The organism is Pseudomonas sp. HLS-6 TE3448, assembly GCF_053629555.1.
This window is the reverse complement of sequence record NZ_JBRJIO010000001.1, coordinates 1,300,035-1,311,856: the sequence shown is the minus strand read 5'-3', so window position 1 is coordinate 1,311,856 and position 11,822 is coordinate 1,300,035. Positions and strand designations below refer to the sequence as shown.

The 11,822-nt window shown below is 58.6% G+C and carries 9 protein-coding genes and 1 pseudogene; 7 read left to right on the top strand and 3 right to left on the bottom strand.

Annotated elements, in window-relative coordinates:
- Positions 1 to 3: 3 nt before the first annotated feature.
- The 5 genes from atpD to glmS all read left to right on the top strand — a co-directional run bounded on the left by atpD (position 4) and on the right by glmS (position 6,156).
- Positions 4 to 1,380 carry a F0F1 ATP synthase subunit beta gene (atpD, locus tag AB7M23_RS06165; protein WP_065759576.1) on the top strand — a complete coding sequence of 459 codons (1,377 nt, stop codon included), beginning with the start codon at positions 4 to 6 and terminating at the stop codon, positions 1,378 to 1,380.
- A gap of 44 nt (positions 1,381 to 1,424) precedes the next feature.
- The gene (locus AB7M23_RS06160) at positions 1,425 to 1,850 is read left to right on the top strand and encodes a F0F1 ATP synthase subunit epsilon (RefSeq protein WP_065759577.1); all 426 of its coding nucleotides are present in this window, start codon (positions 1,425 to 1,427) and stop codon (positions 1,848 to 1,850) included.
- Between the two features lie 115 nt (positions 1,851 to 1,965).
- Positions 1,966 to 3,333, top strand: a complete 1,368-nt coding sequence (gene glmU, locus AB7M23_RS06155) for a bifunctional UDP-N-acetylglucosamine diphosphorylase/glucosamine-1-phosphate N-acetyltransferase GlmU (RefSeq protein WP_454240421.1) — start codon at positions 1,966 to 1,968, stop codon at positions 3,331 to 3,333.
- A gap of 208 nt (positions 3,334 to 3,541) precedes the next feature.
- Positions 3,542 to 4,309: a DeoR/GlpR family DNA-binding transcription regulator gene (locus AB7M23_RS06150; RefSeq protein WP_065759579.1), complete on the top strand. Its 768-nt coding sequence runs from the start codon at positions 3,542 to 3,544 to the stop codon at positions 4,307 to 4,309.
- Between the two features lie 11 nt (positions 4,310 to 4,320).
- Entirely contained in the window at positions 4,321 to 6,156 is a 1,836-nt protein-coding gene (gene glmS / locus AB7M23_RS06145; RefSeq protein ID WP_454240420.1) for a glutamine--fructose-6-phosphate transaminase (isomerizing), read from the top strand.
- 58 nt (positions 6,157 to 6,214) lie between these two features.
- Here glmS and AB7M23_RS06140 read toward each other — a convergent pair whose 3' ends face one another.
- The 3 genes and pseudogenes from AB7M23_RS06140 to AB7M23_RS06130 all read right to left on the bottom strand — a co-directional run bounded on the left by AB7M23_RS06140 (position 6,215) and on the right by AB7M23_RS06130 (position 9,191).
- Complete coding sequence (locus tag AB7M23_RS06140) at positions 6,215 to 6,940, bottom strand: methyl-accepting chemotaxis protein (RefSeq protein WP_454242149.1); 726 nt, start codon at positions 6,938 to 6,940, stop codon at positions 6,215 to 6,217.
- A gap of 132 nt (positions 6,941 to 7,072) precedes the next feature.
- A pseudogene (locus AB7M23_RS06135) lies at positions 7,073 to 7,402 on the bottom strand (HAMP domain-containing protein); the annotation flags it as partial.
- A gap of 901 nt (positions 7,403 to 8,303) precedes the next feature.
- On the bottom strand, positions 8,304 to 9,191 hold the full coding sequence (locus AB7M23_RS06130) for a LysR family transcriptional regulator (RefSeq protein ID WP_099776435.1): 888 nt from the start codon (positions 9,189 to 9,191) through the stop codon (positions 8,304 to 8,306).
- Between the two features lie 130 nt (positions 9,192 to 9,321).
- Between AB7M23_RS06130 and AB7M23_RS06125 the strand changes: the two genes are divergently transcribed.
- Together AB7M23_RS06125 and AB7M23_RS06120 are read left to right on the top strand one after the other, a co-directional pair.
- Complete coding sequence (locus tag AB7M23_RS06125) at positions 9,322 to 10,278, top strand: AraC family transcriptional regulator (RefSeq protein ID WP_099776433.1); 957 nt, start codon at positions 9,322 to 9,324, stop codon at positions 10,276 to 10,278.
- 163 nt (positions 10,279 to 10,441) lie between these two features.
- Positions 10,442 to 11,773: an MFS transporter gene (locus tag AB7M23_RS06120; protein ID WP_454240419.1), complete on the top strand. Its 1,332-nt coding sequence runs from the start codon at positions 10,442 to 10,444 to the stop codon at positions 11,771 to 11,773.
- Positions 11,774 to 11,822: the final 49 nt, after the last annotated feature.

The window sequence follows — 11,822 nt, the reverse complement described above, 5'->3', positions numbered from 1 at the left end:
GCTATGAGTAGCGGACGTATCGTTCAAATCATCGGCGCCGTCATTGACGTGGAATTCCCACGTGACAGCGTACCGAGTGTCTATAACGCGCTGAAAGTACAGGGCGCGGAAACTACTCTGGAAGTTCAGCAGCAGCTGGGCGACGGCGTAGTACGTACCATTGCGATGGGCTCGACCGAAGGCTTGAAGCGCGGTCTGGACGTCGTTGACACCAAGGCAGCCATCTCCGTTCCAGTCGGTAAAGCGACTCTGGGCCGTATCATGGACGTCCTGGGCAACCCAATCGACGAAGCCGGTCCGATCGGCGAAGAAGAGCGTTGGGGCATTCACCGTGCCGCGCCTTCCTTCGCAGAACAGGCTGGTGGCAACGACCTGCTCGAAACCGGTATCAAGGTTATCGACCTGGTTTGCCCGTTCGCCAAGGGTGGTAAGGTTGGTCTGTTCGGTGGTGCCGGTGTAGGCAAAACCGTAAACATGATGGAACTGATCCGTAACATCGCCATCGAGCACAGCGGTTTCTCCGTGTTCGCCGGTGTGGGTGAGCGTACTCGTGAGGGTAACGACTTCTACCACGAGATGAAGGATTCCAACGTACTGGACAAGGTTGCTCTGGTATACGGCCAAATGAACGAGCCACCAGGAAACCGTCTGCGCGTAGCGCTGACCGGCCTGACCATGGCTGAGAAGTTCCGTGACGAAGGTAACGACGTTCTGCTGTTCGTCGACAACATCTATCGTTACACCCTGGCCGGTACCGAAGTATCCGCACTGCTGGGCCGTATGCCTTCGGCAGTAGGTTACCAGCCGACCCTGGCTGAAGAGATGGGCGTGCTGCAAGAGCGCATCACTTCGACCAAGCAAGGTTCGATCACCTCGATCCAGGCCGTATACGTACCTGCGGACGACCTGACTGACCCGTCGCCAGCGACCACCTTCGCCCACTTGGACGCCACCGTGGTACTGTCCCGTGACATCGCCTCCCTGGGTATCTACCCAGCGGTCGATCCACTGGACTCGACTTCGCGTCAGCTGGACCCTCTGGTCATCGGCACCGAGCACTACGAAACCGCTCGCGGTGTTCAGTACGTGCTGCAGCGCTACAAAGAGCTGAAGGACATCATTGCCATTCTGGGTATGGACGAACTGTCCGAATCCGACAAGCAACTGGTATCCCGTGCTCGTAAGATCCAGCGTTTCCTGTCCCAGCCGTTCTTCGTGGCTGAAGTCTTCACCGGTGCTTCGGGTAAATACGTTTCCCTGAAAGACACCATTGCTGGCTTCAAAGGCATCCTCAACGGTGACTACGACCACCTGCCAGAACAAGCGTTCTACATGGTCGGCGGCATCGAAGAAGCGATCGAGAAAGCCAAGAAACTGTAATCCCGGCGCCCCGAAAGGGGCGCTAATCAGGTTGAGGCAAGCAGATGGCTATGACAGTCCATTGCGATATCGTCAGCGCGGAAGGAGAAATTTTCTCCGGTCTGGTCGAGATGGTGGTTGCGCACGGCAACCTGGGTGATATCGGTATCGCTCCAGGCCACGCCCCGCTGATCACTGATCTGAAGCCGGGTCCGATCACGCTGACCAAGCAGGGTGGCGACAAGGAGGTGTTCTACATCTCCGGTGGTTTCCTCGAGGTCCAGCCGAACATGGTCAAGGTGCTTGCCGATACCGTGCAACGCGCTAGCGACCTGGATGAAGCCTCCGCTCAGGAAGCCGTCAAGGCTGCTGAAAAGGCCCTGCACGAAAAAGGCGCGGAGTTCGACTACGGTTCCGCCGCTGCACGTCTGGCCGAAGCCGCAGCCCAGCTGCGCACCGTCCAGCAGATCCGCAAGAAGTTCGGCGGTTAAGCCAAGCTTCTGTAGTGCGATTGAGTTAAAGGGTAGCCTCGGCTACCCTTTTTCTTTTTCTGTAATTCCTTCTTTTTGGTCGCAGTCGCTGACCACCCAGGATTGGTAGCCAGTCATGTCTCTCGATATCGTTATTCTCGCCGCGGGCCAAGGCACACGCATGCGTTCAGCCTTGCCCAAGGTGCTGCACCCGGTTGCGGGCAACTCCATGCTTGGCCATGTTATCCACAGCGCCCGGCAGCTTCAGCCACAGGGTATGCATGTGGTAATCGGGCATGGCGCGGAAGTGGTTCGTGAGCGTTTGGCTGCCGACGATCTGAATTTTGTACTGCAGGACAAACAACTGGGCACGGGCCATGCTGTCGCACAGGCGCTGCCACACCTGACGGCCGATACCGTGCTGATTCTTTACGGTGATGTGCCGCTGATCGAAGTCGACACCCTCAAGCGGTTGCTGGCCAAGGTTACTGCGCAGCAACTGGGCTTGCTGACCGTTACGCTGAACGACCCGACAGGCTATGGCCGTATCGTGCGTGATGCACAGGGTCAGGTGGCGGCAATCGTCGAGCACAAGGATGCCAGCGAAGCACAGCGGGCTATCAAGGAAGGTAACACCGGTATCCTCGCCGTCCCGGGGGCACGTTTGGCTGAGTGGCTTGGTCGGCTGTCTAACAACAATGTGCAGGGTGAGTACTACCTCACCGACGTGATCGCCATGGCCGTTGCAGATGGCCTGGTGGTGGCCACCGAGCAACCGCACGACCCGATGGAAGTGCAAGGCGCCAACGACCGTCGCCAACTGGCTGAGCTGGAGCGTCATTATCAGTTGCGTGAGGCTCGTCGGCTCATGGCGCTGGGTGTCACCCTGCGTGATCCGGCGCGTTTCGATGTACGTGGCGAGATCACCGTTGGTCGTGATGTGCTGATCGACATCAACGTGGTCCTGGAAGGTCGTGTCGAGATCGAAGACGACGTGGTGATCGGTCCTAATTGTGTGATCAAGGACAGCACCCTGCGCAAAGGCGTGGTGGTCAAGGCCAACAGCCATATCGAAGGTGCCATCATGGGCGAGGGCAGCGACGCCGGCCCATTCGCGCGTCTGCGCCCTGGCAGCGTGCTGGAAGCACGAGCCCATGTGGGTAACTTTGTCGAGTTGAAGAATGCTCACCTGGGCGAGGGTGCCAAAGCCGGTCACCTGACCTACTTGGGCGACGCGGAAGTCGGCGCACGGACCAACATAGGCGCAGGTACCATCACCTGCAACTATGACGGTGCGAACAAGTTCAAGACGGTGTTGGGTGAGGATGTCTTCATCGGTTCCAACAACTCCCTGGTTGCGCCTGTGGATATCCTTTCTGGTGCTACAACGGCAGCCGGTTCGACCATTACGCAGAATGTTGATACGGCTCAGTTAGCCGTTGGTCGGGCACGTCAGCGCAACATCGATGGCTGGAAGCGGCCAGAGAAGATCAAGAAGAACTGACGTTATCCACATGTGAATAAAAGAGCCGACTGGATTGTGCATAAGTCGGCTTTTTTTATGCCAGGCGCTCTAGGCCGGGATTTGTGGATAAAAGCGCCAGTCATGTCTAGTTATGCACAGGCAAAAACATACGCATCGTCCTTGACGAAGTGAAAGCTTTAGGTTTTGATTAGCTTCATTAACTTACGAAACGAAACTTAAAGCCAAAATGTCGAAACGAAACACTCCACAACGACGGCACAACATCCTCGCGCTGCTGAATGAGCTGGGCGAGGTCAGTGTCGATGCGTTGGCCAAACGTTTCGAGACCTCGGAAGTCACTATCCGCAAAGACCTGGCGGCTCTTGAGGCTAATGGTCTGTTGCTGCGTCGCTATGGCGGTGCGGTCACGCTGCCTCAGGAACTGATTGCCGATCAGGCCCAGCCGGTGTCTGCCTATAAGCAGGCCATTGCCCGCGCTGCAGTGGGCAGGATTCGTGAGCATGCGCGAATCATCATCGACAGTGGCAGTACGACCGCCGCCATGATCCCTGAGCTTGGCCAGCAGCCGGGCCTGGTGGTGATGACCAATTCGTTGAATGTCGCCCGCGCCCTTAGCGAGCTTGAGCATGAACCGGTGCTGTTGATGACCGGCGGTACCTGGGATCCGCATTCCGAATCCTTCCAGGGCCAGGTCGCCGAGCAGGTACTACGCTCTTACGATTTCGACCAGTTGTTCATTGGCGCCGATGGCATCGACCTGGTGCGTGGCACCACCACATTCAATGAGTTGCTGGGGTTGAGCCGGGTCATGGCCGAGGTCGCGCGGGAAGTGATTGTCATGGTCGAGTCGGACAAGGTCGGTCGCAAGATCCCCAATCTCGAGCTGCCCTGGAGCAGCGTCAATACCCTGATTACTGATGAGCGCCTGCCCCAAGCGGCACGTGAACAGATTGAAGCCCGCGGCGTAAACGTTATCTGCGCCGCAATCAGCTAGGAGTAATTTCTATGTGTGGAATCGTTGGTGCCGTCGCCGAACGTAACATCACCACTATCCTCATCGAAGGCCTCAAGCGCCTGGAGTACCGGGGCTATGACAGCGCCGGCCTGGCCGTCTACAGCGCGCAAGGCGTCCTGGAGCGCCGTCGTCGTATTGGCAAGGTCAGTGAGCTGGAAGCTGCCGTTGCCGCCGAACCGCTGTCGGGCCTGCTGGGTATCGCCCATACCCGTTGGGCAACCCACGGTGCGCCCAGCGAGCGCAATGCGCACCCTCATTTCTCTGGCCACGACCTGGCGGTGGTGCATAACGGCATCATCGAGAACCATGAGGAACTGCGTGAGCAGCTCAAGGGCCTGGGTTATGTGTTCAGCTCGGAAACCGATACCGAGGTGATCGTTCACCTGCTGCATCACACCCTCAAGACCCAACCCGACCTGACCGAAGCGCTCAAGATAGCGGTCAAGCAACTGCACGGTGCCTATGGCCTGGCCGTTATCAGTGCCAAACAACCGGATCGCCTCGTCGCTGCGCGTAGCGGCAGCCCGCTGGTGATTGGCCTGGGCCATGGGGAAAACTTCCTGGCGTCCGACCAGTTGGCCCTGCGCCAGGTCACCGACCGTTTCATGTACCTGGAAGAAGGTGATATCGCCGAGATTCGCCGCGACAAGGTCAGTATCTGGAACCAGGCCGGCCAAGCAGTTCAGCGTGAAGCGGTGCAGTACCACGAAGGTGCAGAAGCAGCTGACAAGGGTGAATACCGCCACTTCATGCTCAAGGAAATCCATGAGCAACCTACCGTGGTACAGCGCACGCTAGAGGGTCGTCTGGGCACTGACCATGTGCTGGTTCAGGCCTTTGGCCCGCAAGCTGCCGAGCTGTTTGCCAAGGTTCGCAATGTGCAGATCGTTGCCTGTGGCACCAGTTACCATGCGGGTATGGTTGCGCGCTACTGGCTGGAAGAACTGGCCGGTATTCCGTGCCAGGTCGAAGTGGCCAGCGAGTTCCGCTACCGCAAAGTGGTTGTGCAGCCCGACACTCTGTTCGTTTCGATCTCCCAGTCTGGTGAAACCGCAGACACCCTGGCAGCGCTGCGCAATGCCAAGGAGCTGGGCTTCCTGGCCAGCCTGGCCATTTGCAACGTCGGGATCAGTTCGCTGGTACGTGAATCGGACCTGACCCTGTTGACCCTGGCCGGCCCGGAAATTGGTGTGGCCTCGACCAAGGCGTTCACCACCCAACTGGTTTCGTTGATGCTGCTGACCCTGGCCCTGGGCCAAGTGCGTGGCACCTTGGGAGCAGGCGTTGAGGCCGATCTGGTCGAGCAATTGCGCCGCCTGCCGGTTCGCTTGGGCGAAGCGTTGGCGATGGATGCCACCATCGAGAAAATCTCTGAGCTGTTCGCCGACAAGCACCACACCTTGTTCCTTGGTCGTGGTGCGCAGTTCCCGGTGGCGATGGAGGGGGCGCTCAAGCTCAAGGAGATCTCCTATATCCACGCCGAAGCTTACCCGGCTGGTGAGCTCAAGCATGGCCCGCTGGCGCTGGTGGACAACGACATGCCGGTGGTCACCGTGGCGCCGAACAACGAGCTGCTGGAAAAGCTCAAGTCCAACCTGCAGGAAGTGCGCGCCCGGGGTGGCCAACTGGTCGTCTTTGCTGATGAGCAAGCCAGCATGAGCAATGGTGAAGGGACTCACGTGATCGCGATGCCGCACATCGCTGATGCCCTGGCGCCGATTCTCTACACCATTCCGCTGCAGTTGCTGTCGTACTACGTTGCCGTGCTCAAAGGCACCGACGTTGACCAGCCACGCAACCTCGCCAAGTCGGTGACTGTGGAGTAAGGCTGCTGTTGAGGCGAGCGCGTTGCTTACCAACGCTGCTCGCCTGCTTCAGACCGGCCTAGAGCCTGAACTGGCTGACAATCTCATCCAACCGTCGAGCGTCTTCACCAGCCGCTCGGCCACTGGCCAGTGTGCTCTCAGACAATTCTGCGGTACGGCCGGCGACATTCGCCACGCTGCTGATCCGCTGGTTGATTTCATCGCTGACCATGGACTGCTCGCGAGCCGCTTCAGCGATGTGCAAGCTCATCCCCGATACCGAGGCCATCAAGGTGCTGATGTTCACCAGTGCCTGACCGGCTATTTCGGCCTGCGTGACACCTTTTTCGGCATAGGTACGGCTTTCCTGCATGACTGTGACGGCCTCTTGGGACGCACTCTGCAGGCGCTCGATCATGCCCTGGATTTCTTGGGTCGAGGCTTGGGTACGGCTGGCCAAGGTGCGGACTTCATCGGCTACCACGGCAAAGCCCCGGCCTTGCTCGCCTGCGCGTGCTGCTTCAATGGCCGCGTTCAATGCCAGCAAGTTGGTTTGTTCGGCAATGGTCCGTATCACTTCCAGCACCCCACCAATGGAACGTGAGTGGGTTTCCAGGGTTTGAATCACTTCGGATGCCCGGCCCACTTCGTTGGCCAAGGTACGAATCTCGACAATTGTCTGGTTCACCACGCCAATCGCTTCTTGCGTCTGGCGATCAGCGTCACCGGTTTGGGCCGAGCTTGCCTGGGCATTGGCGGCCACGCCCTGTACGGTGGCGGCCATCTGATTGACTGCTGTGGCCACCTGATCCACTTCCGAACGCAAGGTTTCGGCGCTCGCTTCGGCGGCTTGCGCATCATTGACCAAGTGCGTCGATGACTGGCCCAAGGTGCAACCTACTTGGGCTACCGTCGCAATTTGGCCCCTGAGGCCGGCAACGAACTGATTGAAGCCCGCAACCACTTCACCGATCTCATCGTCGTTGTCCTGGCGCAGTGTACGGCTGAGGTCACCATTACCGGTGTTCAAATCGCGTAACGAACTGGACATCCGGTTGAGGGGGGGCAGGACGCGGCGGCTGATCAGCCAAAGGGTGCCAAGGATCAATAGCAACGCTATGCCCCAGGCCACGAGCGTATTGACCTTCAGGGACTCACGCACTTCGCTGGTTTCGCTGAGGGTTGTCTTGTACTTGGCCGACAGCGGGTCACGTAGCCCGGCGAACGCACGAATCACTTCTGCCGAACGCTGGTCGAAGTCTTCCATCACCTTGTCGCCAGCCTCCTTGCCGGGGCCGGTGTAGGCCTGGAACATGCGCAGGCCCACATTGTCGAGCCGTTCTGCCGGGGCGTTCATCGCCTCCAGTTCGAGGCGGAATGCTGGAATTGCCTGTTTGAGTTCGTTCAGCTTCTCCTGCATCCGCTGAAAGTGCCGATGGGCGGTGGCGGCTGCCTCGTTTTCGCCGGTCAAGCTTGCGTCGGTGTAGAACTGCTGAATTTGCGCCGTGTGGTAACGAAGTTCTTCTACCTCTTGCTGGGCACTACTGAGGTTTTCCAACTGTCGGCTGAGATCATCCAGGCGGTTGACCTGATGAGAAATCCAGAATGACAGCCCCAGCGCCACAAGGATCAGTGCTGTTGCGCTGCTGATCATCAGGCGGGTAATAGTGAACTTCACGAAACGCTCCTTACAATGTAGTTAAATCGTGCAATCTAGAACATGAGCCGCGGTGCACAGTGCGTCAGCCGAAGCATTTTTCATTCGGCCAATAGTGCCTTGCTGATAAATCAGTTTATTAACGATCGTTTCCAGCGATGGGATAACACAGGGCGCGAACGTGAGGATGCGGGATAGTTATTCGCCTATCTTACTATTGAGCGAGCGCCCGTGCGCTTACATTTTCAACGGGTTTTCATGTACTTAAGTACTGGTTTTTGTTGAAGGCAACAGGCAGGCGACGCGTTATCAATCAACACCACCACCTGACGGTAATGCTGTATTGATTCAGGTCAACTAGAACAGTATTAGTTGAGAGCGATACGCAACTACAGGTCTATTTATAAGTGCAGCGTGGATTTTGTAAGTTATTGATTTGTATGATTTAAATTTTAACTAACAGTTATTCCATTATCCTTTGGCATCTGCAAGGTGGCCGTCCACTGGCGCTTCAGGCGTTGTTATCCACAGCCTGCATCTGTTCAATCAGAGCCAGGCAGTGCTTGAGCAGGGGTGAGTTATCCCCAGCCCGGCGGCTGAGAATGATGGGTGAAACCGCCGAGGTCTCGGTCAGTGGTGCGTAGACGATGTCTGCGCGGTGCTGGGTTTGTACCGACGCGGGTACCAGGGTTATCCCCAGCCCGGCCGCCACCAGCCCGAGGGCAGTCTGCAGTTCATTGGTCCATTGCACTACCCTGACGCTGAGGCCATGGTTGGCGAACAGCGCCATGATGTGGTCGGCGTAACTTGGCCGTGGCGTGGCGGGGTAGAGCACAAAGGGTTCGCGGGCCAACAGCGCCAGGTCCAGCGGCTGCCCCAGTAAGGGATGCCCGCAAGGCAAGGCGGCAACCAACGGGTCTTCGCGCAACACATGCTGTTCAATGGCCGGGTCATTGATGCGGATACGACCGAAGCCGATATCGATGCGCCCGGCCTTCAGGGCCTCGACCTGTTGCAGGGTAATCATCTCCTGCAGGCCCAGCTCCAGATCCTCGGAACGACGAAGTCGGCGGATCAACTCCGGTAGCAGGTCGTACAAGGTCGAAGGTGCGAAACCGATCCGCAACCACTGGCGCTCACTGTTGGCAATGCGTCGGGTGGCTTCGGCGACTTGTTCAAGCTGGTCGAGCAGGGCGGCGCTCTGTTCATGGAAGAAGCGCCCGGCTTCGGTCAGGCGCAGCGGACGGCTTCGCTCCAGCAGCTCTACGCCAAGGGTTTCCTCCAGTTGGCGGATCTGTCGACTCAGCGGCGGCTGGGCAATGTGCAACTGTTCGGCGGCGCGGGTGAAATTCAGGGTCTGCGCCAGCACGCGGAAATAACGCAAATGGCGCAGTTCCATGATACCTCCAAGGTATGGTTACCCACTTAACGGATATTGGACTGCCCACATCGACTAACGCAAGCTGGTCGCCTGTGGATAACCAGACCCTGTGGATATCGACATCATAATAATAAAACGAGGCCAGCCTATGAGCAGCCACCTGCTGAGCGAGCGCAGCCGTGTATTCGAGCGCGCCGACCCTTATGTGGTCTCCGACTACGTCAATCAGCATGTCGGCGGCCATTGCTTGCGCCTGCCCAGAACTGGCGACCTGCAGGCCAGTATCAACCATCGCAAGTTCGCCAGCCTCGACTTGTGTCGCCTGAGCTATGGCGGCAAGGCGCGGGTTACTTCACCTGCGCTGGGCAGCCTGTATCACTTGCAGATCTTGCTCAAGGGCCATTGTCTTTCGGCTTGCCGTGGCAATGAGCACCCTTACGTTCCAGGCGAGTTGCTGTTGATCAACCCCGATGACCCGGTAGACCTGACCTATTCGGCCGACTGCGAGAAGTTCATCCTCAAGCTGCCGGCCAGCCTGCTCGAACAGACCTGCCTGGAACAGCGCTGGCAGGTGCCTGAGGGCGGCATTCGCTTCACATCGGCCCGTCACAAGACCCAACCGCTGGATGGTTTCATCGGTTTGCTCGGGTTGGTCTGCGCTGAGGCCGAGTCCGACCATTCGCTGTTGCAGGTTCAGGAACACTACGGCCGTATTGTCGCCAGCAAGCTGCTGACCCTGCTGGACAACAACATTCAACGGGGAGAGCCGCAGGTTCAGGCTCATTCCTTTGAGCAGTTGGTGGAGTACATCGACGCCAACCTGAATCAAGACATCAGTATCGTGCAGTTGATGAACGTGGCGCGGGTCAGTGAGCGAACGCTGTATTCACTGTTTGAGCGCCATGCAGGCCTGTCGCCGAAGGGGTATGTGCGCCAGCGCAAACTGGAGCGTATCCATGCGGTCTTGCAGGATCCGGCCAGCAGCGTACGCAACGTGACGGAAATCGCCCTGGACTACGGTTTTCTGCACTTGGGGCGCTTTGCCGAGAGTTATCGCCAGCGCTTTGGCGAACTGCCCTCGGTGACCTTCAAACGCCACCGCTGACACCTGGTCAGCCCCTGCGCTATCTGGATAGCGATTCGCAGGAAATGGCTATTGCCATGCTCGACGTCTCCCTAACCTGAGTGTGCGAACACCGCCAGGCCCCAGCGCCGAGTGGGTATTGCGCCTTCGGGTTTCGATAACAACAACAAAAGAGACGCGCACCATGCGAGCAGTCGATATCAATGCCCTGATCGATCAGGCGAAGTTCAATCCCTTTCACTGGCGCGTGCTGTTCTGGTGTGCGCTGATCATCATCTTCGACGGTTACGACCTGGTCATTTATGGCGTGGTGCTGCCGGCATTGATGCAGGAGTGGGGCATGACCCCGCTGCAGGCGGGTGCCCTGGGTAGCTATGCGCTGTTTGGCATGATGTTCGGTGCACTGGTGTTTGGCCCGTTGTCGGACCGCATCGGTCGCAAGAAGGCAATCACCCTCTGCGTGATCCTGTTCAGTGGCTTTACGGTACTCAACGGTTTCGCCCGTAACCCTACGGAGTTCGGTCTCTGCCGGTTTATCGCCGGTTTAGGAATCGGCGGCGTCATGCCCAACGTGGTGGCGCTGATGAACGAATACGCACCGAAGAAAATTCGCAGCACCCTGGTCGCGATCATGTTCAGTGGTTACTCGGTGGGCGGCATGCTGTCTGCCGGGCTGGGCATTGTGCTGTTGCCGGCCTTTGGTTGGCAGTCGGTGTTCTATGTGGCGGTCATTCCGCTGCTGACGCTGCCGTTGATCCTGCGCTTTCTGCCGGAGTCCCTCGGTTTTCTGGTGCGTCAGGGCCGGGTAGAGCAGGCTCAGCAACTGTTGCAGCGGGTTGAACCGAGCTATCAGCCGCAAGCGGGCGATCGGCTTGAAGCCGCCGCAGGCAAGGCGCCGGGTGCGGCGGTACCGCAACTGTTCCACGAAGGTCGGGCGCTGAACACGCTGATGCTCTGGGTGGCGTTCTTCTGCTGCCTGCTGATGGTCTATGCCCTCAATTCCTGGCTGCCGAAATTGATGAACAACGCAGGTTATGGCTTGGGTTCCAGCCTGGCGTTTCTGCTGGTACTGAACTTCGGTGCGATCTTTGGCGCCGTGGGCGGTGGCTGGATTGGCGACCGCTTCAAGCTGGACAAGGTGTTGGTGGTGTTCTTTGCGGTGGCGGCCCTGTCCATCAGCCTGTTGGGCTTCAAAAGCCCGACACCGGTGCTTTACCTGCTGATAGCGATTGCCGGTGCGACCACCATCGGCACGCAGATTCTTGCCTATGCCTGTGTTGCACAGTACTACCCGATGGGCATCCGCTCGACGGGCCTGGGTTGGGCCTCGGGCGTTGGTCGCAGTGGGGCCATCGTCGGGCCGCTGTTGGGGGGCGCATTGCTGGGTGTCCAGTTGCCTTTGCCGCTCAACTTCCTGGCGTTCGCGGTACCGGGTGCCGTCGCCGCCTTGGCGATGATGGTGTTCGCCAGCCGCTCGCCGTTTGCCAGCCAGGCGTCGTTGCCTGCCAAGGCCTGAGCACCAAGCGGCCGGCTATGCCGGCCATCAAAGCTCCGCGTAACACCGG